This window comes from Clostridium ljungdahlii DSM 13528, from assembly GCF_000143685.1.
In the GTDB taxonomy this organism is placed as follows: domain Bacteria; phylum Bacillota; class Clostridia; order Clostridiales; family Clostridiaceae; genus Clostridium_B; species Clostridium_B ljungdahlii.
This window is the reverse complement of the sequence record NC_014328.1, coordinates 1572376-1594759: the sequence shown is the minus strand read 5'-3', so window position 1 is coordinate 1594759 and position 22384 is coordinate 1572376. Positions and strand designations below refer to the sequence as shown.

Below are 22384 nucleotides of genomic sequence, written 5' to 3'. Positions count from 1 at the left end.
ACACTAATGCCAAGAACCTTTGCAATTTTTACACAGTATTCTTCAGAAACCCACTGCTGACCTTTAAATCCAGATCAAGCCATACCTTGTTTACTCCAATTTTCTGTGCAAGTTGTTCATAGTTTAAACCAGATGCCTTTTTCGCAGTTTCCAATTCTTTTAATTCATCAGAAAACTGTAGTCTTGATAAATACTCATTATTACTCATTGGCGTCATATTTTCATCCCCCTTATATTTCCCCACTTATTTAAGTTTATAACTAATATCCAAACAAGTTATACTATATATAATTAGTAAAATTATTTATCATTTTATAACTTTTTATATATATTTTAACATTAAATACAACAATTATTAATAATTAAAAGCGCCAACTCACTAATTACAATAAGTTGGCGTTATGTCTATTTAACATCTTGTTAAATTTTTTATACTTTTCATTTGCTTAATAGCTCTTCCAGTAAAGCTTTCCTTTGAGTTAATAACATCTTTCAAAGTACCTTCTACAATAACTTTACCTCCATCTTTTCCGCCTTCTGGCCCCATATCTACTATCCATCCTGCTGCTTTTATAACATCTAAATTATGTTCTATAACTATAAGAGTATGTCCTGCTCTAAGAAGTTTATCAAAAATAGCAAGTAGCTGGGATACATCATGAAAATGCAATCCATTTGTAGGCTCATCAAATATATATACCGTCTTTCCTTTAGCTTTTCTGCTGAGTTCCTTTGCAAGTTTTACTCTTTGTGCCTCTCCTCCACTTAATGTTGTAGCACTTTGACCAAGCTTTATATATCCAAGTCCTACCTCTTTTAAAACTTCAAGAATTAAATGTATATCTTTGTAATCTTTAAAGAATTCTGATGCCTCATTGGCATCCATATCAAGCACATCAGCAATATTCTTACCATTGATCTCATTTTTAAGCACTTCTTCTTTAAATCTCCTGCCTCCACATTCATCACACTCTATCCATACATCTGGTAAAAAGTGCATTTCTATTTTTATTTGACCTTGCCCTTCACAATAGGGGCATCTTCCTTTTATTGAATTAAAGCTAAAATAATCAAAGCTCATATGGTGTTCCTTAGCATACTTTGTATTTGCAAAAACTTTTCGTATTTTATCAAACACTCCTATATAAGTAGCTGGATTAGATCTTGGAGTTCTTCCTATAGGCTCCTGCGAAACATTTATAACCTTATCTAAGTCTTCATATCCTAATATTTCACTGTAATGTTCTCCCTTATTATCCGCTTTATTTAATAAATTTTCTAAAACAGGCTTTAAAGTTCTGCTTATTAAGCTGCTTTTTCCACTGCCACTGACTCCTGTTACAACATTTAATGTATTTAACCTGAAGTTTGCTGTAACGCTTCTTAAATTATTTAAGTCTGCACCTTTTATTGTAAGGAATTTATTATTTTCCAAATTGTTATACATAGTATCATTGACTTTTAAAGTTTTACTCAAATATTTTCCCGTTAATGAATTACTATTATTTTTAATAGCATCTAAGCTTCCCTGTGCTATTATTTCTCCACCTAAAATTCCTGCATAAGGGCCTATATCTACAATATAATCTGCATGCTTAATTATTTCTTCATCATGTTCTACAACAATTACTGTATTTCCCTTATCTCTTAACTTTAAAAGTGTGCTTACTAGATTTTCTAAATCCCGCGGATGCAGTCCTGTTGATGGCTCATCTAAAACATAAGTTATACCTGTAATCTCACTGCTAAGCTGTGCAGCCAGCCTCACCCTCTGTCCTTCACCTCCAGATAAGGTAGGTGCACTCCTGTTTAAAGATAAATAGTGAAGACCAACATCATTTAAAAAAGATAATCTCTTATATATCTCTAAAATTATTTCCTCTGACACCTTGAATATAGAATTTGGAACATGTTCATATACATCTTTGATAAAGCTTAAAGCTTCTCTCACAGACATATTTGAAACCTCCGATATTGTTCTTTTTCCTATCCTGACGCTATTTGCTTCTTTTGATAGTTTTGTACCCTTGCAGACACTGCAAGTATTGAAACTCATAAATTGTGCATACTTTTTTCTTGTTACCTCGGAATCTGTTTCATAATAAAGTCTAGTTAACTCCGTAACAATTCCCTTAACCGGTTTAAGTGTAGTTTTACCTCCCATTATAGATGGATACTCCAGCTTTTCTTCTCCTGAACCATACAGTATTACATCTTGAAAACTCTTAGGTAAATCTCTCCAGGGCGTTTCAATGTCTAAATTATAATGATCAAAAACAATATCTAAAGGCCCTGTTGGCCATGTAGTTTTATTATTTTCTCTAAGATTTCCAAACCAATTAATAGCTCCATCTAAAATACTTAAGCTTCCATCACCAATTAAAAGCTTTAAATCAACTTCCTGCGTAACGCCAAGTCCCTTACAATGAGGGCACATTCCCTGAGGAGTATTGGAACTGAAATGTGCTGACATAAGAGGTTTAATAAAGGTATGACAATTAGGACATTCACTTTTTTTATTTTTATAAAGCAGTGTTTTTATTTCCGTTTTACAATTTTCACAGGTTCTAATCCCTATTCTGGAATATAAAAGACGCAGGTAATCAGAAATTTCCGTCAAGGTTCCAACGGTAGAGCGTGGATTGCTGCTTACACTTTTTTGCTCTATAGCAAGGGATGGGGTTAAGCCTGAAATATATTCAACCTTTGGTTTTTCAATTTTTCCCACACTTCTTTTTGCAAAGGTGGATAAACCTTTAATAAATCTTCGTTGTGCTTCAGCATGTATTATATCAAATACTAAAGTAGATTTTCCGCTTCCACTGACTCCAGTAAATACAATGAGCTTATTCTTTGGGAGTTTCAAAGAAACGTTTTTAAGATTATGATGCTTTGCGCCTTTTATAACAATCATATTATCTTCAGATTCTTCATTAATACTTTTATTTATTATAAGTTCTCTAAGCTTAGTACTCATGGTACACCTCCAGCTTTGAATATTTCTTAAGTTCTGAGGATACACCTCTTTCAAACTTCTACTTGAAAGAATAATGCATCCAGTAACTGGAGAGTCAATACTTATTTTAATTATTGGAATATTGTCTACTTTTTTCTTTCTTACTTATTTTTGATAATGCATCAAAAACCAGGTCAGGCTGATCCATCATCAAGAAATGTCCTGCATTAGGAATTATGAATATATCTTTACTTGGAGCCTTTATATCTTTAAAATAATCTTCAGCTACAACACGGGGAGCTTGCCAGTCCCTTTCTCCCAAAATATAATATACTGGCACCTTATATTCTTTCGATTCTCTGCGTAAATTAAAGTCACCAAGAAAACTGTGAACCTTTGAATTTGCCTTAAAGATTTTCATAAATGCTATAATATCGGAGAACTTAAAAATGGGACTCTTAAACATAGCTATCCATATATCAATGCCCATTTCCATACCTAATTTATATTTACCCAGAAGCTTATGAACTATATTACATTTTCTCAAAAACTCTTTGTCAAAAACAATCTTGCTGCCAGGATATTCACCTACGCTCTCAAGCTTCTTCAATGATTTTTTATCGCCTGCCTGCTCAATAACTTCTTTAAGTTTATTATAGGCTACCTGCTCATTTTCCACCATACCAATAACCTGTCCAGCACCAATATAGTATTCTGCTTCTTCCGGGTGCTTTCTAATAAATATTGATCCTAAAACACTTCCCCAGGAATGGCCAAATATAACAACCTTTTTCTTGTTATATTTTTTCTTAAGATACTGGATAACTTCAAATAAATCCTGAAGCATTAAATCTATTGTAGGAAGTTTATCTGGATTTTTCGTGAGGGTCTTCCCAGCACCCCTCTGGTCCCAATGAACTACAGTATATATTTCTTCCCATCTATCTTGAAATAATCCTGTAAATAGGGATTCTGCAGAGCCTGGCCCTCCATGCAAAAATAGCATCACAGGATTATCAAAGCTTGTTCCTAGATGATACAGAAACTGATCTATTCCATTAATACTTACATATTCAGAAGTACATATTAACCTGTTGTTTCTATTTCTCATAATTTTTTCTCTGCTTTCTTTGATTTTTTCTTATATTTTCAAACTCCTTTAATATTCTTGCTGCGTCATCTTTCTGACTTTCATCTACTTTTAAATTACTATCTTCTTCAAAGCCATCTTGTTCTTCACCATCAAATCGATACAGTTTTTTAAGCATTCCCCAAATAGTTTCTAGCTCTTCAGTTGAAAAATCTTTAAAAAGCTGTGCCATGAACAATATTCCTTTTTCTGAAACTTGATACAATACCTGCTTTCCAGCTTCCGTAATTATTACATTGACAGCACGTCTATCTTCAGTATTAGGTACAACATCAACATATCCCTTTTTCTGCATGACAGTAACAATTTGTTTTACATTTTGTTTAGTAGAACCAAGCTTTCTTGCAATATTATTGAGGGTAGTTTTACCTTCAGATAAATGAGCAATTGCAACCATGGTCATATACTGCCTTGAAGTTAAATCTCCCAGGTATTCATCTCCTCTTACCTGAAGCTTATTGGCCAGTGAAAATAATGTTGCATAGGTTTGCTCCATTAAAAATATTTCTCTATATGTATCCATAAAAGTTTTCCCTCCTATAAGACAATATATTGTCTTATTACAGTTTAATGATATTTTTTATATTTGTCAACATATTGTCTATTATTTTATCTGATGACTATATAATAAAAAACTCCCATACTACCAATACTATTTTAAGAATATAAAATGAAAGATGGTGAAAAAACTGCGGCACAGCAGGAAATATTATGGATGTATGCAAATTAGATAACGAAAAACTAAAAGAACTATCTTCCTATATAGATAGTTTGGAAGAAAAAGAAGGTTCACTTATAAGTGTACTTCACAGAGCTCAGGATATATTTGGATACCTTCCTGAAGAATTACAAACATTTATTGCAAATAAACTTGACATTAGTGCAGCAAAAGTATTTGGCGTAGTTACTTTCTATTCATACTTTACAATGAAGCCCAAAGGTAAACATGTAATAAGCATATGCATGGGTACAGCTTGTTTTGTTAAGGGTGCAGAAAACATTTTAGAAGAATTTAGAAATCAGCTTAAAGTAAAAGATGGATTTACCACAGAAGACGGATTGTTCACTATAGATATTTTAAGATGTGTTGGAGCTTGCGGCCTTGCACCAGTAGTTGTAGTTGACGGAACAGTCCATGGAAAAGTAAAGGTCGAAGATGTTAAAGGAATATTAAGTCAATATACCTTAAAATAAATATCAGAAATTTATGTGGAGGAAAATATATGGATAAGATAAAATCCTTTGAAGATTTAAAAGCTTTAAGAGAAAAATATAAAGCTAAGATAGCAAACCGTACTTATGATAATGCAGATAAAAATATAAAAAAAACTTTACTTGTATGCGGTGGAACAGGATGTCGTGCTTCAAGAAGCTTAGATATAGTCAATATACTTAAAACTGAAATTAAAAACGCAGGTCTAGAAAATACAGTTGATGTCATTTCTACAGGATGTTTTGGGTTTTGTGAGAAAGGACCTATCGTCAAAGTTGTACCAGATAATGTTTTTTATGTTGAAGTTAATACCGAGAGAGCAAAGCTAATTGTGTATGAACATATGGCCAAAAATACAGTAGTTGACGAAGCTTTATATAGAGACCCTATTACCAAAGAAAAAATATCAAAACAAACAGATATTCCATTTTATAAAAATCAAGAAAGAATTGCTCTTAGAAATTGCGGTCTTTTAAACCCTGAAGATATTACAGAATACATAGCAATGAATGGGTACGAAGCTTTAGGCAGAGTTTTAACACAAATGACACCTGACAGCACAATTGATGAAATTAAAAAAAGCGGCTTGAGAGGCAGAGGGGGCGGCGGCTTCCCTACAGGTGTAAAATGGGAAATGACAAGAAAATCTAAATCCGATACAAAGTTTATGATATGTAATGCTGATGAAGGAGATCCCGGTGCCTTTATGGATAGAAGCATACTTGAGGGAGATCCAAATTCTGTGCTTGAAGCTATGGCTATTGCAGGTTACTGCATAGGTGCAAATAAGGGATATATTTATATCAGAGCTGAATATCCTCTTGCAATTAACAGATTAAAAATTGCTTTAAAGCAAGCTTATAATTTAGGCTTATTGGGTGATAATATTTTGGGCACTAATTTCTCATTCCATATAGATTTAAAATATGGTGCCGGAGCTTTCATATGCGGTGAGGAAACTGCTCTCATAAATTCCATAGAAGGGGGACGTGGAGAGCCTACAGTAAAACCTCCTTTTCCTTCCCAAATAGGTCTCTGGAAAAAGCCAACTAATATAAATAACGTAGAAACTCTAGCAAATATCCCCCCCATTATATTAAAAGGCTCTAAGTGGTTTAGTTCTATAGGAACTGAAAAGAGTAAAGGAACCAAAGTTTTTGCCTTAGCAGGCAAGATCAATAATGTTGGCCTTGTTGAGGTACCTATGGGCATAACCTTACGGGAAATAATATATAATTTAGGCGGAGGTATTCGGGGTGGTAAAAAATTTAAGGCTGTTCAAACTGGCGGTCCTTCTGGCGGGTGCATTCCTGCAGATCATTTAGATACTGCCATTGATTACGAAAGTCTTACTGAAATAGGCTCCATGATGGGTTCTGGTGGAATGATAGTTATGGATGAAGATAATTGCATGGTAAATATAGCTAAATTTTATCTTCAATTTAGTGTAGATGAGTCCTGTGGAAAGTGCACTGCCTGCAGAATCGGGAATAAAAGACTTTTAGAAATTTTAGAAGATATCACTAAAGGAAAAGGTACCATGGAACATCTTGAAGGGTTAAAAGATTTATCCTATGTAATAAAGGATTCAGCCCTATGCGGTCTTGGTCAAACATCACCTAATCCAATTATAAGTACAATGAAATTTTTCTGGGATGAATATGTAGCTCACGTAAAAGATAAACGCTGCCCTGCTGGAGTTTGCACTGCACTTTTAAAATACAATATAAATTCTGAAAAATGTATTGGCTGCACAGCCTGTACAAAGGTATGCCCTAAAGGAGCTATTTCTGGAGAAATAAAAAAGTCACATGTAATAGATAAGTCAAAATGTATAAATTGTGGTGCATGTAGTAGTACTTGTAAATTTTCTGCTATTACGAAAGAATAATAATTTAAAGAAAGGAGTTTGTAAAAATGGTAAATTTAACTATAAACGATATAAAAGTTTCTGTACCAGAAGGCACTACAATTTTAAACGCTGCAAAAAAAGTAAACATAAATATACCTACTCTCTGCTATCTTGATCTTCACGATATAAAAATGGTAAATAGAACTTCCTCCTGCAGAGTCTGTCTTGTTGAAATTGAAGGTAGACGAAATCTTGCACCTTCATGTTCTACAGAAGCTTTCGAAGGTATGATAGTTAGAACAAACAGCGCCAGAGCTATAAAAGCAAGACGTACTATGGTAGAACTTTTATTGTCAGACCACCCTACTGACTGCCTTGTATGTGAAAAAAATACCCAATGCCAGCTTCAATTAATTGCTGCTGAATTAGGTATAAGAAAAATAAGATATAAAGGTGCTATGTCTAATTATAAAAAAGATTCCTCAAGTGGTGCTTTATATAGAAATCTGGATAAGTGCATAATGTGCAGACGATGCGAAACCATGTGCAATGAAGTTCAAACCTGTCAGGTTTACTCTGCAGTAGATAGAGGCTTCGAAACTGTAGTATCCCCTGCATTTGGTCGTCCTATGGTTGACACACAATGCACATTTTGTGGTCAATGTGTATCAGTATGTCCAACTGCTGCATTAACTCAAGTTAGTAATGTAGCCAAAGTATGGGAAGTACTAACTGATCCTGATAAATATGTAGTAGTTCAAACTGCCCCTGCTATAAGAGTTACTTTAGGTGAAAAATTCGGTATGGAACCAGGAACTATTGTAACTGGTAAAATGGTATCTGCTCTTAGAAGACTGGGCTTTGATAAAGTATGTGATACTGATTTTGCAGCAGATGTAACTATTTTAGAAGAAGCTCATGAATTTATAGATAGACTTCAAAATGGTGGAAGACTTCCAATACTCACAAGCTGCTGTCCCAGCTGGGTTAAATTTATAGAACATCAATTTCCTGATCTTTTAGATATACCTTCAACTTGTAAGTCTCCACACATAATGTTTGGTACTTTAGCTAAAACATATATGGCAGAAAAATTAAATATTGATCCATCTAAAATTGTAGTAGTTTCAGTTATGCCATGTATTGCAAAAAAATATGAAATAAGCAGAAAAGAGCTTCAATATGAAGGTCATAAAAATGTTGATCTTGTAGTTACCACAAGAGAGCTTGCAGATATGATAATGGAAGCAGGAATAGATTTTAACAAACTTCCTGATGAAGATTTTGATAATCCACTTGGAGAATCCACAGGTGCCTCTGTAATATTCGGAACTACCGGTGGTGTAATTGAAGCGGCTCTTAGAACTGCTTATGAATGGATTACTGGAGAGACTTTAAAAGAAGTAGAATTTCATGGTGTAAGAGGACTTGACGGACTTAAAGAAGCCAGTATAAATATTGATGGTAAAGAGATAAACATTGGCGTAGCTCACGGTCTTGGTAATGCAAGAAAACTTCTTGAGGAAATAGAATCTGGTGAATCAAAATATCATGCTATAGAAATAATGGCCTGTCCCGGAGGATGTATTGACGGAGGAGGTCAGCCATATCACTTTGGAAATTTAGATATCGTAAAGAAAAGAATGGAAGCTTTATACAGAGAAGATAGAAACAAACCGCTTAGAAAATCTCATGAAAATCCTGAAGTTCAAGCTCTATATAAAGAATTTATTGGAGATGTAGGCGGAAAAAAAGCTCATGATCTCCTTCACACCCATTATATAAAAAGGCAAAAGTTGTAACTTTATCTTTAAATATTGAAATCCTCCTGAATTGCTGCATTAAAATAAATACTAATTCCAGGAGGAACTATTTTTATCCGATTATTACCATTGCTAACACCTACCTTACCCTTACATATTGCCTCGTCCAATAACCCATATATTTTCGTTACTCTTCTTCAAGTTGTCTACCATACTATTAATATCTTTCTTAGCAAACCATGACTGAGGAAAATATAAATCCTTATAGTAATACTTTGTACTATTATCACACTTAATTACTACCATTGGGTAACTACCTCTAGAACGTACCGTAAACTCTATTTCTGTTATGTTTGCTATGTTCACCCTTTTTGTTGTAGAAATTTTTTTTATTTCTATATATTTGTCTTCTATAGTAATATAAATTTTATTTTTAAATAAATAGTAGGCTAACACAGTGTAGTAGGCAGTACACATTAAGCATAAGAGTACTGCAATAAATATAATACATACTTCTAAAGTATTAGACCTATCAGTTAATGCAAATATTAACACTGCCGAAAAAATAGCTGAAAATAATATGGGAAAAATAGCTTTGTATTTATTAGCTGGATAAATGGTATATTTAAATGTTTGGTTAAATTTAAATTGTTCATTTTTATCAAGCCACCAATTCATGTTTTTGCCACTAATTTTATATATTTTTTCAAGTAATATCCTAGAGGGTTCCTTTAAACCAGTCTCTAGCTGGCCTATAGTTGCTTTTGATAAATCTAATTTCCTACCTAAATCCCTTTGTGTAAGTCCTAAATCTCTTCTATATCTTTTTAACTTATCTGAAAACAATACAACCACCCCTACTATTCATTATTACCATCCATATTAAAATCTTTTTCATTTTTCTCTCTTAATTTAAATAATTATTGACACCTTCGTAAATTTTATCAACTTTTTCATATACATCTTTAGCTATATTATAGTATCATATAAAACTCCTTATTTTTAATCTGTTTTGAATTGAACTCAGTATAAGCCCTCTATTTTTATCCATAATTTAACATAATGGTTTAGCTTATCTATAATGTTAACATTGCACTATTTAGTTGTCAAAAGACTTTTATATGTTTAGATTTATCAATCTGCTTGCCATATTTTCTTTTTTTGCCTAAAAATATTTTACTTAATCGACATAAATTAATTTTTATGCTATAATTTTACAAAAGTTTTAAGTTTTTTTATTTTTATATTACAAATTAGTAAGTAATTATTTACTTTAAGACATAAATATGGTACTATCTTTAATGTAGTGTTATGTAAGAAAAATCAAGAATATATATACCGTAGAAAATATGGGAAACTATGAAAAATTTCTTCTAATTGGGCACTTTGGAAATTTGGAGTTAATAGTGCAACCGGCCAGCTATATATGTTATATGTGGCTGTTTTTTTATGCAAAAAAATAGTAATCAGTAGGTGGTGAAGCAAAATAAACTTGAATTATAAAAATCACTTTTAATAATTGAGCAAACTTTGTATGTAATAATTACAAAACAATAAATAAAGAATTGAGCTTGTAAGAATTCTCTTCAGTAGGAGGCATTTTACTAAATGATACAACCCATAGACAGAAATCAAATTATACCAAAAAAACGAAAATTAAAACGAAAGTTAAAAATAAATAAAAAGAAGATGACAAGATCATTAATTATACTTTCTATATTAACCTATATAATACATTCATTATGGATACATTTTTTAGTTACAAGATATGATAATCTCATATATCCAGGAGTTAAAGTTGAAGGCATAAATTTAGGTGGTAAGACTAAAGATGAAGCTATAGATACTTTAAAACGTAAATATGTAAATCAAATATTTAAAAAGAATATAATAATTAAAGTACAAGATAAAGTTTATACAATAAATTATTCAAAACTCAATATCAAGTACAATTTAGATGACGTTGTACAAGATGCTTTTAAATATGGAAAATGTGGAAATACTCATAATAAATATAAAAATATAAAAAGTAAAAACGGAAAACAATTTAATTTAAAATACAGCTACAATAAAAAAGAAATAAATAACACTATATCAAAAATTGAAAATGAACTTAATAGGGCACCAGTAAACGCCAGTATAACTAAAGATGAAGATGATAAATTTAAAATTGATTTAGAAAAAGATGGACAAGAAGTTGATAGGGATAAACTTTTTAATGATATTGACAAAAAAATTAACAATAAAAATATGAACGATGTATACATTTCTGGTACAATAAGAAAAGTAGCACCTAAAATAAAGAAATCAAGTTTAGTAAATATTAATACAAAAATATCAAGCTTTTCAACTAATTTTTCATCTTCTGATGACAACAGATCAAATAATATTGAAGTTGCTGCTAAAACCTTAAATGGTACTACTATAATGCCAGGTGAAATATTTAGTTTCAATAAAATTGTTGGAAAAAGAACTAAAGAAAATGGATATAAATCTTCAAAAATAATTGTAGGTAATAAACTTCAGCCAGGTTTAGGTGGTGGTGTATGTCAAGTATCAACAACTTTGCACAATGCTGTAGTAAGATGTGGTATAGTACCTACAGAAAGGGAACACCATAACATACCTGTTACTTACGTTGGTCTTGGAATGGATGCAACTGTAGATTATGGGCACATAGATTATAAATTTAAGAATACACTTGATTTCCCAATTTATATAGAATGTTTAACTAAAAATAAAAATTTGGTGATTAATATCTATTCCAATTCAAAGTTAAATAATAAAATTTATAATCTTATAAACAAGGTTGATAAAGCAAGTAATGGCAAAGCTACAATTGCAAAAGTCTACTTAGTCACTTATGAAGATGGAAAAGAAACTTCAACAAAATGGATAAATACTGATAACTACATAAAATAGTATATATAGTAAAGAAAACCTTTAGCAAATAGTCCTTTGTTAACAACCTTCCAGGGGGTCCTGTGAAAGCCTGCATGAGCTTGCTATGATTACATGCCAATAGCTTAATTGAATTTAAAAAATTCTGATGCCACTTAGTTAGGCACCAGAATTTTTATTATTTAACATGAGTTCTATAAGTTAAATGGAAAAATTTAAGATATAAAAAGCCCCATCAAAATGTTTTATTATTGTAAGTAACCAAACAAACAAAAGGATGATATATCTTTATTCAACTGAAAAGCTCCTCAATATCCTTCTCTTCCATATTGGAAAGTAAAATTTCTTCTCCAGTATTTTCTTCTATAACATTGTTTATTATTTCTTTCTTCTTATCCTGTATTTTGTGTATTTTCTCTTCTATAGTTCCCTTAGCAATAAGTCTAATAACCTCTACAGTTTTCTTCTGTCCAATTCTATGAGCCCTGTCTGAAGCCTGATTTTCTACTGCTGGATTCCACCAGGGGTCATAATGAATCACTATATCCGCAGAAGTTAGGTTTAGTCCTGTTCCACCAGCTTTAAGGGATATTAAAAATATAGGGATTTGACCTTCATTAAACTCTCTGACCATTTCTCCTCGTTTTTCTGCTTTTACGCTGCCATCAAGGTACATATACTTTATATTTTCATTTTTGAACATATCTCCAATATTTTTAAGTACAGAGGTAAATTGAGAAAATAGCAATATTTTATGCCCATCATTTACACTATTTTGTACTATACCCATAAGAGCTTCCATTTTTCCATTATCACTTTCATAGTTTTCTATAAAAGTAGAGGGGTCACAACATATTTGTCTAAGTCTCGTGATTATAGAAAGTATCTTTATTTTGCTTTTATTAATGCCTTTATCTCTTATTTCATTATTCAATTCCTCTTTAGCTTGCCCAAGGTAAGCTGCGTATACCTTCTTTTGATCCTCTGTCATATCTATCACCATATTATGTTCAATTTTAGGTGGAAGTTCTTTTATGACATCCTTCTTAAGCCTTCTAAGAATAAAAGGTCTAATATGTTTATTCAATTCCTCTAAAGCTTTTTTATCAGCATTTTTTATAATAGGCATTTCATATTTTTGACTAAACTTCCCATGACTTAACAAGTATCCCGGCATGATAAAATCAAAAATTGACCATAATTCTGTAATAGAATTTTCAATAGGGGTTCCTGTTAGTGCAAAATAGCTGCCGGCTTTAATGGATTTTACACTTTGGGCATTTAAAGAATTAGGATTTTTTATATTTTGAGCTTCATCTAAAAAGCAGTGTCTAAATTTTATAGCTTTATATTCTTCTATATCTCTTTTAATAAGTGCATAGGAAGTTATAATTATGTCCGCCTCATTCATCTCTTTTAACTGACTTTCTCTTGCATCCCTGCTGCCTGATACAACTAAACATTTTAAATCCGATTGAAATTTATTTATTTCACTTTCCCAATTGTACACTAAGGATGTAGGACACACCACCAAAGAAGGCTGCTTTTCCTCATTTTCATCTACCTCTGATTTTACAAAAGCTATAGCCTGAAGGGTTTTTCCAAGGCCCATTTCATCTGCTAAAATGCCTCCAAAGCCGCAGCTTGAAAGAGTTTTAAACCACTTAAATCCAAACTTTTGATAACCTCTCATAATATTATCCAGTTTTTCTGGAATTGTATAATCAATGTCACCAATATCCTTTATATTATTTATAAGTTCTCTAAACTTCTTATTTCTTTGTACAAAAGTTATATTATTTTCCTTAAGACTTGTATCTATATAAATAGAATTATATTTAGAAAGAACTATTTGATCCTTTTCAAGATCTGAAGGCTTGATGTTCAAATAATCTATCATATCCGACATATTTTGAAGTTCTCCAGCTTGCAGAGGAATAAAGCCTCCATTTTTAAGTCTGTAATATTTCTTCTTTTGTTTTAATGCATCAAATATGTGCTTTAACTCTTCTCTATTTACACCATCAATATTAAAGGTAAATTCTAAAAGATCCTCATCATTTAATCTTATGTTGGATTTATAGCTTTTAGCTGTATAAATTCTTATATCTTTAAAAGCATCCGAATAGTAAATTTCTGCGGATTCCTGAAGTTTTTCCAGGCCTTCTCTAACAAAATCTAAAATTTTATCTTCATCCTCTAAAATAAAATTAGATTTTCCCTTTTCAAATTGAAAGGCAGTCAAGGTATCTACTATAGCTGCTTCTTCCTCAATATCTCTAACCAATACCTTCTCATCATCTTTCCTTGCCTCATCATCCTTTAAGGGGTTTATATCTATATCCCCATATTTAAATATTACATCACAAACTACAGCATCTTTATCCTTATCAAAATAAAGACAGGGCTTTAAAGGTTCTTCATAAAATTTCTCTTTAATACTGTCATTCACTGTTACCTTTGTGCCTATCTTTTTTAAGGCTGGAATTATATAAGAAGCTATTTCTTCACTTTCACTTTGCTGAAAAGTAATTTCAGAGTTTTTTTGTTCAATAAAAGTATTGTAAAGTGCCTTATACACCCTTACCTGTTCATTTGTGGGCATATATATCTTGTTATTATAATAAAAATAATTTCCACTTTTGACTAAAGCTTTAGGCAACTTTGAGATTTGAGATAAAATTATACTATTTTCCTTGCTGTCTAATTTAAATTCTAAAGGGAAATTTTCTCTTACCACTTTAACTTCACTGTAGTTATCATCATTTATGACTAAATCTATAGCTGTTTCTCCTATATTATCAAGAAATTTTTTTAGGTTACTTTCCGTAAGCCTTGCCTTTTTTCCACTTAAAAATCTCGGTGTTTTGTTGTAATGATAACCATACATTACCATGTCCTCTGTAGCCCTATCTATTTCATATAGATCTTTAAGCATACTCAAAATAAATTTGTCTTCATCCTTAAACCTGTGTAAATATGAGTTATATGTAAAACTTTTGCCAAACTCCAGCTCATTATGTTCTATAACTGCCTCTAAAAAACTCTTCATATTCTTTACTACATAGAGCTTTTCTTCTCCCACCTTTAATTCTAAAAAAGCTTCACTTTCTCTGCGGCTAATATTAAATTGAAGTTTACACTGCAGGTTTAAAGTCCTAGTTTCCATCTTTGTCTTAGAGGATATTAGACTTTTCTTTAATTGTTGAATTAATTTACTATTTTTCTTCATCCCTGATTTATTCTTTTCTCGAGCATATTTTATAAGCACTGCAGCTATATGCTTACATGGAGCATTATAATTATAATATGCCTTGCAGTCACAATGACAACTTATATTTTCATTAATATTTGGATATATTATTTTTACATTATATTTTATAGGCATTTGTGAAGAAGACTTAACTTTTCCTTCAATAGTAGTTTTTTTCCACCCTAATTCTTCTTGAGTACTTACACTCAGGTTTTCTACTTGATCATTTTCATAACATGTAATACCTTTTTCATACGTTTCAAAATTTAAACTGTCTTTTATTATACCCTCATTTAATTCAAACAAATTTATTCACTCCTGTTTATATCACTGTTAAACATTCTAGCACATAATAATATTTTTAAACATATTTCTAAATTATTTTTATTAAAATAATTGTAAAACCTATACTAAAACTGTTGTTAAAGCATAGGTTTTTTATTAAAAAAATGATAGTAGAAAATGTTAATCACTTGATATTATCCAGCTTTAAGAATCCATTTTCAAAATTTGTATCTTCCATTGGTTTTCCATAATAATATCCTTGGAATATATCACATCCTAAGCTTTTTAAATTTTCTATTTGTTCTATTGCCTCTACTCCTTCTGCCACAACTTCATATCCAAAGTAATGAGATAATGAGATAATTGTATTAACCATTACCACACTTGCTTCATTTGACGTTATATCATCAACAAAGGACTTATCAATTTTAATAACATCTATGGGCATATTTTTTAAATAATTTAATGATGAGTACCCAGTTCCAAAATCATCCAGACTTATTTTGATTCCATTAGCTCTTATTTTATTTATATTGTTTACAGCTTCATCAAAATTCTTCGCTACTGTTGTTTCTGTAACTTCAAATTCTATATACTCAAAAGGCACTTTAAACCCTTCTATTATTTCCAGTAAGTTGTCACATAGTTTACTGTCAATGAGCTGTTCTGTAGATAAATTTACAGCTATTTTAAAATTTTTATAACCTTTATCAATCCAATTTGATACATTCTTGCATACCTCAACAATAACTGATTTTCCTATATATTTTATAAGCCCTTCTCTTTCTGCAAAATCAATAAATTCTGAAGGAGGTATAATCTTATTATCCTCTTTAATCCATCTTACAAGCGCTTCCGCACCTAATACCTCACCATGTTTTGAAATTTTAGGTTGATAAAAAACTTTAAACTCACCATTTTTAATCCCATCTTCTATTGCCTTTTTCTTTATTGTCTCTTCATATATACCAACATTTATAGCGTCGTTATAAAAGCTATATACATGCTTGCCTATTCTTTTAGATTCATACATAGCATCATCTGCATGCTCGTACAAAGTTTCAAAATTATTTCCGTCTTTAGGAATAACTGCCACGCCCAGGCTTGCAGTCACATAATCAACATTTTTTCCATAAATATTAAAAGGCTTTTTAAATACATTTAAAATTTCCCTAAGCATTACCTCTGCTTCATCTTTATTCTTAACAGACCTTATTAAAAATAAAAACTCATCGCCTCCATTATGACAAATGTAGTCTTGAATATGCATTACCTTCTTAAATCTTCTCCCTGCCTGTTTTAAAAATTCATCACCTGAAATATGACCTAACGTATCATTTACAGCTTTAAAATTATCCATATCCAAACTTATTAATATGGAATAGGTTTTTATTTTAGGAATTTCTTTAACTAATGTGTTTAATACATAATTCTTATTTGGAAGGTCAGTAACACAATTATGAAATGCATAGTAATCCATCTTTTTACTTATTTTAGTAACCACAAACATCATTAAACTAAACAAAAGTATCATTGCAAAATTAATAGCAATTATTGTCCGTAAGGTGATTTCCTTTATAGTTTCATTTTTATCACTTAAACTTTTTATATATTGGTCTGAATAATTTAACATTTCTTTGCTTAGTTCAATTCTTCTATCTCCTAAATCCATTATTTCTTTCTTTTCATCATTGGTAATAGTTTTAGATTCTTTTAGCTTTCCAAGCAATTCATTTAATCTATTTGAATATTTCTTATTTGATTCTTTAAATTGAACAACTAAATCTTTTTCTTCATTAGTTAAATCGTGAAGTGTGGTATATTTATTAATATTTTCTTCAACATCTTTTTCATATTCATCTACCTTATCTTTCATATCCATATAATCATTAACTGAATACAGTGCGTATAATCGTATACTCCAAATATCCTCATTGATTTTATTTGCATAATCAGAAGTTAAATATCCATTTTGGTACATATTAGTTTCATTGTTGTAACTATCTTTAAGTGTTTTATAAGAAATAAACGTAAATATTAGAAATATTGTCAAAGCTAACATTATAACACTATTAAATATAATTTGTAACTTTGGATTTTTTGAAATAACCTGAGCAAAAAAATTTTTTCTAATTCTATTAATTATCTTTTTTATCATAATTTCTCCCGTTAAATACAATAATTCATATTTTAAACTTATTAATTACTTTTTTAAGCTATTTCATCTTCTTTAACATACAATTATAACAATTCACATACAACTCAAATATATAATATATTTGGGTTGTATATTTAGTCAATCTATTATTTCTTACAGTTTTCCCATTCTTATATAGACCTTCAGTGATAGCCTGTTCAAAACCTTACCTTATTATATCACGTCATTTATCCGACTTGAATTAATCTTTCTTTTGTTTTCAAGAATCTCTACAATGGTTTTTTCGGTACCAACCATCCCTGGAGATGCAATACAGCCCATATTCTTCATTGTTTCTTCAGGAGTTTTACCATTAATACCGTGTACATCATCAATATATGTGCCGTCCATTGCAAAATCTACAGCTTTATAGGCAGCATCTACAGCAACAATTCCTTTCATGGTACATCCCTGATTTCCACCATCACATATCATACCAGTAATACTGCTGGCCATATTGTTCAGCACATGGGCCATAGTATCTACAGTTCCCCCTCTCAAATATACCAATGCACATGCCATTCCAGAGCCTGCTGCTATTGCGCAGCCACAAAAGGCCGAAAGCTTTCCAGAGTATTCTTTGATATACATGCAAACTAAATAACTAAGTGCAGTAGCACGAAGTAGCTGTTCTTTTGTATAACCATTTACTTTATAAGCTGCATATAAAGGCATGGTAGCTATAATTCCATGGGCACCAGAACCTGTAATACTCATTGCTGGCTTATCCAAACCAATTACACGAGCTTCAATTGCCGCATTGCAAAGTAAAGATGCAGTAGACTGTTCATCTTTAGAAATTTCCTTTCCTCCATTGTTTTTCAGAAGATGTCTGGCAAATGTTGTTCTAGGGTTCTTTAATCCTTCACCATATAATTTAAGATTAACTTTATAAGCTTCTTCTATAAAACTTATTTCTTTAACATCAACAGTTGTAATATAATTGTATAATTGCTGAAGCGTATATTTATGTATATCAAATACTTCTTTTGACAGCTCATTATCGTCATCTTCTTTTTTACCTTTTTGTTCCATTTCTTTTTTTCCATTTACAGTAATCTTTGTTATATTTGTATGAGAATCCTCTATAGTAACAACGGCTGTATCACTTTCAGTAATAACTGCAGCTTCTATAAATATTTTACTTGTAATTCCACTGAGTTCAACTGTGACAGCACCAGATTTTACAAGTTTACGGGCTTCTATATTGTCCTTCTCTGTTACATTTTCCAATGCTTCAAGGCCTTTTTTTGCATCTCCTGCCACGTAACCCAGTGCTGCAGCAAAGACATTGCCAACCTCGCTGCTGTTTGGTATTCCGCAGGTAAAGGCATTCTTATACATGCCACTGTTCATTGCCACATTTATTTTTATCACATTGCCTTTTGTATAACTTTTTGCTTTTGCTACTGCAAAGGCAATTGCACCTGGTTCTGTCACTCCTAATGCAGGCTTCATGTCATCTTTAATTAATTGTGTTAATTCATGCATAAACATCTTCTCCTTAAATTTATATAATTATTATGGAAGATTTAAATTCACTTTTACAAAGTATACTATGTCTAAGATATATCCTATAGTAAAAGCCTATGAAGCTATATTCAGACACCCATTTGTTACAGGCTTAGCCTTGATTTTGTCTGCATAATAAAAGCATGATATAATTTATTTGTTATGTCAATTGAAAACAAAAATATTATTTAAATGAGGTATAATATATGATTAGAATAATGTTTGTATGTCACGGCAACATATGTCGCTCACCTATGGCTGAATTTGTATTAAAAGATATGGTCAAAAAACATGGACTTGAAGATAACTTCTTTATAGTATCCTCTGCAACAAGCACCGAAGAGATCGGCAATCCTGTTCATAGGGGAACAAAAGACAAGCTTTCTAAATTTGGTATTTCAACAGATGGAAAATATGCCATTCAACTAACCAAATTGGATTACAAAAAGTATGATTATATCATAGGAATGGACAGCTATAATATAAAAAATATTCTAAGAATAATTGGACAAGATTCTGAAAACAAGGTTACAAAGCTTCTTGATTTTTCAGATACTCCAGGGGACATTGCAGATCCCTGGTACACAGGTAATTTCGATGATACCTATGATGATATAAAAATAGGCTGTGAAGCTCTTTTAAAATACATATCAGATAAAGCTTCATATAAAAATGCTTCATCCTTGATATAACAGGGGTGAAGTAAATTCTCTTCTATTTTCCCTGTTAAACATTCTAGCACATAATAATATTTTTAAATATGTTTCTATATTATTTTCATTGAAATAATTTAGAAACCTATGCTAAAATTGTTGTTACAGCATAGGTTTTTTATTGATTTTGTATCTTCAGATATGCGAGTCAATTCATGTTTCATATTATCTTGTTCAGCTTTTATGATATCTACTTTATGTTCAAGAGCTTTAAGTACCTGAGTATTTTCATTAACTTGAGATTGCATATTCTCTAGCAACTTCAATATTTTTTCTTCATTGTTCAAACCAGATCATCCTCCCAATTAAAATTAAGAGAATTATATCATATAATACTTACAAAATCCATTTACTCATTTAATATGCTCTAAGTTTCTTATTGAGATAAAGTTTCTTGGGATTTACATGGAAATTAATGGCAAAGAGAAAAAGCACCCATCCTCCAAAGATTAGTGCTTCACTCTCTCAAATTTAATATATAAATTTATCCAATAGCCCTAAAACAAAATAAACGTTCTAAGGATGCTTAGTGTTACCAGCACTAAGCATTTCTTATTTATATTATATCAAACTTTTTATAAAAATAAATATATTTTTTGAAGATACATTTATTTTACTTATTAATCTTGTCTTACAACACTTTCTTATTATGGATTTGATTATACTGTATATAGCACATTAAGATAATTGTCTAATAACGGAGGTTCAATGTTAAAACCCGTAGCAAGCTTATATTCCTGTACATCATCATTGCTTTTTAGTCTTGTATTTATAATTTTATTAATACTCATATATATATTTAGTAAACACAATGTTTTCTATACCAAATTCAATAATTTCATTTTCTATCTTAACTACTATATTTTTAATTTCTTCTTTAACTTTCTTTTCCTTATTTTTTACAAAGTAAATTTGGCTAACAAATTGTTAACGCCCTCAAGGTTTCTTGTGAAGGCTTGTATGAGCTTGCTTTTATTTTCGTACAGCCTGTCGGAGGTATTTGCAAAACCCTGCCTAAGCCTGTTCTAACGATACTGCTTTTTAAAATTATCTAAAATATGAGTAAACTTAACTATCTGATCTGAAAAATCAGAGCAATTTAATTTTCATGCATAAAATTGAAAAAATCAGACTTCTTTATTCCTGTACGCCCAACTATTAACTTTCCATAATTTCTAATCTCTATCTTCTTTCCGTCTGTATATGCTCTAGTATTATAAATTCTTTTAAATTCGTAAGGTATAGTAATTTCAACAATATGTCCTAATGATTGTTTTCTTTTTGCTGGAAATGTTGCAACTATCCCTTTTCTATTGGGAATTCTAGTTCCTGAATTAATTCATTCTACAAGTGTACACCATATACTGTACCATATTTATCTGATATAACTTCATAAGTAGATAATCCTTTTACTTGACCCTCAGGATTTCCCCAATTCCAATCACCCACATACTTAAATTTATTAAAAATACTATTAATCATATTACAAAAATCATTTGCAAACTTTTTAGTATTTATTTGCTCCATAATTTTCACACCTCTCTTCATCTCTCAGTATTACATTAACTTATTGAACTTACAGACTTTATGATAATAATTTTTTATAGCAAAATGCTTGTTTATATTACTTAAATTTTTCTTATGGGGTCCAATCCCTTTATAAAAGTTCCTTAGCATCAAAGTTCTTGTTTATATTTGTTACTATATTTATTATACTTTTCAACAAATAATTTTTTACTTTCTTTGTTATTTAAAATTTTTCCTGCATATCCTTCCTCTTTAGCTCTCTCCCATTCTGATTTAAAATAGCATCTAGTAATTTTAATTAAATTTCTCTTATGATTTTTAATTTCATCTACATTACAATTTTTAATCATCATAATATATTTATCATAATTGTAATAACCTAAACATTTTAAAATATCATAATCAGGACTAGTTTCTTCTATTTCAGGATTCAAATAAGATATTATCTTATCTCTTGATGTAAATAACTTTGTTACAATTTTATCTTTTTCGCAAGAATCGTTACTATATACTAATTCATTCAAATATTCTATATATCCATGTATAAATTTTCTTATAAGTTGCATCCAATCAATTCTGCTTTTTGTAATAACCTGAGTAATTCTCATTTTTTGATTACTTTTATTATTGTTATCTATAGTTTTCATAACACCTAATACAGCTATTATAGAAGCTATAATTGTAGCAATTGGTTCTATCAAACTATCCTTTTTATTATGATAGCTTAAAATCATTACTATACTCAAAAATATTAATGACAGAATTAAAATAAGAAACATATTTATTCGTCTAGATTTCTTATAATTAAACATTTTACATACCTCCTTTTAATTATTCATATAATTAATTCAACAAAAACACCATTTTTCCTTTATATGTATTACTAAATTTTAACACAATATATTAAAAATTATCATAAGCACCAAAATTTAACCTGTAAATTTTTAATTATTTAAATCAAAAATAATTCATTTTTATTTACATAAAAAGCACTAATAAAAAAGCTTACCATTTTGGTTTTAGATTTTATTAATATTCATCAAACTTTTGTTCTGTTTTATA

At 30.5% G+C, this 22384-nt stretch carries 16 protein-coding genes and 1 riboswitch; of the genes, 5 read left to right on the top strand and 11 right to left on the bottom strand.

Annotation, left to right across the window (positions count from 1 at the left end; translation table 11 throughout):
• Positions 1 to 28: 28 nt before the first annotated feature.
• The 4 genes from CLJU_RS22875 to CLJU_RS07220 form a co-directional block, all read right to left on the bottom strand.
• Entirely contained in the window at positions 29 to 217 is a 189-nt protein-coding gene (locus CLJU_RS22875; RefSeq protein WP_013238141.1) for a hypothetical protein, read from the bottom strand.
• A gap of 192 nt (positions 218 to 409) precedes the next feature.
• Positions 410 to 2914 carry an excinuclease ABC subunit UvrA gene (uvrA, locus tag CLJU_RS07230; protein ID WP_041705350.1) on the bottom strand — a complete coding sequence of 835 codons (2505 nt, stop codon included), beginning with the start codon at positions 2912 to 2914 and terminating at the stop codon, positions 410 to 412.
• Positions 2915 to 3083: 169 nt separating this feature from the next.
• Complete coding sequence (locus CLJU_RS07225) at positions 3084 to 4067, bottom strand: alpha/beta fold hydrolase (protein WP_013238139.1); 984 nt, start codon at positions 4065 to 4067, stop codon at positions 3084 to 3086.
• Entirely contained in the window at positions 4057 to 4629 is a 573-nt protein-coding gene (locus CLJU_RS07220) for a MarR family winged helix-turn-helix transcriptional regulator (protein WP_013238138.1), read from the bottom strand. The genes CLJU_RS07225 and CLJU_RS07220 overlap by 11 nt, the downstream gene beginning before the upstream one ends.
• Positions 4630 to 4817: 188 nt before the next feature.
• On the opposite strand from CLJU_RS07220, the gene CLJU_RS07215 reads away from it, so the two are divergent.
• The 3 genes from CLJU_RS07215 to CLJU_RS07205 are packed head-to-tail and all read left to right on the top strand — an operon-like array spanning position 4818 to position 8973.
• On the top strand, positions 4818 to 5300 hold the full coding sequence (locus CLJU_RS07215; protein ID WP_013238137.1) for an NADH-quinone oxidoreductase subunit NuoE family protein: 483 nt from the start codon (positions 4818 to 4820) through the stop codon (positions 5298 to 5300).
• Positions 5301 to 5329: 29 nt separating this feature from the next.
• Entirely contained in the window at positions 5330 to 7210 is a 1881-nt protein-coding gene (locus CLJU_RS07210) for an NADH-quinone oxidoreductase subunit NuoF (protein WP_013238136.1), read from the top strand.
• A gap of 26 nt (positions 7211 to 7236) precedes the next feature.
• Positions 7237 to 8973, top strand: coding sequence for an NADH-dependent [FeFe] hydrogenase, group A6 (locus CLJU_RS07205; RefSeq protein WP_013238135.1), 1737 nt, complete (start codon positions 7237 to 7239; stop codon positions 8971 to 8973).
• A 111-nt stretch (positions 8974 to 9084) separates the two neighbouring features.
• Here the strand turns inward: CLJU_RS07205 and CLJU_RS07200 are convergent, their stop codons facing one another.
• Positions 9085 to 9789 carry a helix-turn-helix domain-containing protein gene (locus CLJU_RS07200; protein ID WP_242825700.1) on the bottom strand — a complete coding sequence of 235 codons (705 nt, stop codon included), beginning with the start codon at positions 9787 to 9789 and terminating at the stop codon, positions 9085 to 9087.
• Between the two features lie 488 nt (positions 9790 to 10277).
• A riboswitch (cyclic di-GMP riboswitch) is annotated at positions 10278 to 10361 on the top strand.
• Between the two features lie 181 nt (positions 10362 to 10542).
• Between CLJU_RS07200 and CLJU_RS07195 the strand changes: the two genes are divergently transcribed.
• Complete coding sequence (locus CLJU_RS07195) at positions 10543 to 11856, top strand: VanW family protein (protein WP_013238132.1); 1314 nt, start codon at positions 10543 to 10545, stop codon at positions 11854 to 11856.
• A gap of 271 nt (positions 11857 to 12127) precedes the next feature.
• On the opposite strand, the gene CLJU_RS07190 is transcribed toward CLJU_RS07195, so the two are convergent.
• The 3 genes from CLJU_RS07190 to CLJU_RS07180 form a co-directional block, all read right to left on the bottom strand.
• Positions 12128 to 15394 carry an SNF2 helicase associated domain-containing protein gene (locus CLJU_RS07190; protein WP_013238131.1) on the bottom strand — a complete coding sequence of 1089 codons (3267 nt, stop codon included), beginning with the start codon at positions 15392 to 15394 and terminating at the stop codon, positions 12128 to 12130.
• Positions 15395 to 15557: 163 nt separating this feature from the next.
• Complete coding sequence (locus CLJU_RS07185) at positions 15558 to 17531, bottom strand: EAL domain-containing protein (RefSeq protein ID WP_013238130.1); 1974 nt, start codon at positions 17529 to 17531, stop codon at positions 15558 to 15560.
• Between the two features lie 213 nt (positions 17532 to 17744).
• Positions 17745 to 19061 carry an L-cysteine desulfidase family protein gene (locus CLJU_RS07180; RefSeq protein WP_013238129.1) on the bottom strand — a complete coding sequence of 439 codons (1317 nt, stop codon included), beginning with the start codon at positions 19059 to 19061 and terminating at the stop codon, positions 17745 to 17747.
• A 227-nt stretch (positions 19062 to 19288) separates the two neighbouring features.
• Between CLJU_RS07180 and CLJU_RS07175 the strand changes: the two genes are divergently transcribed.
• Positions 19289 to 19774 (top strand): low molecular weight protein-tyrosine-phosphatase, encoded by a 486-nt coding sequence (locus tag CLJU_RS07175; protein ID WP_013238128.1) that lies wholly within the window; start codon positions 19289 to 19291, stop codon positions 19772 to 19774.
• A 98-nt stretch (positions 19775 to 19872) separates the two neighbouring features.
• Here CLJU_RS07175 and CLJU_RS07170 read toward each other — a convergent pair whose 3' ends face one another.
• The 3 genes from CLJU_RS07170 to CLJU_RS07160 form a co-directional block, all read right to left on the bottom strand.
• Positions 19873 to 20082 carry a hypothetical protein gene (locus CLJU_RS07170; protein ID WP_013238127.1) on the bottom strand — a complete coding sequence of 70 codons (210 nt, stop codon included), beginning with the start codon at positions 20080 to 20082 and terminating at the stop codon, positions 19873 to 19875.
• A gap of 1057 nt (positions 20083 to 21139) precedes the next feature.
• Positions 21140 to 21322: a hypothetical protein gene (locus tag CLJU_RS07165; protein ID WP_013238125.1), complete on the bottom strand. Its 183-nt coding sequence runs from the start codon at positions 21320 to 21322 to the stop codon at positions 21140 to 21142.
• A 149-nt stretch (positions 21323 to 21471) separates the two neighbouring features.
• Positions 21472 to 22134: a hypothetical protein gene (locus CLJU_RS07160; RefSeq protein ID WP_013238124.1), complete on the bottom strand. Its 663-nt coding sequence runs from the start codon at positions 22132 to 22134 to the stop codon at positions 21472 to 21474.
• Positions 22135 to 22384 lie beyond the last annotated feature (250 nt).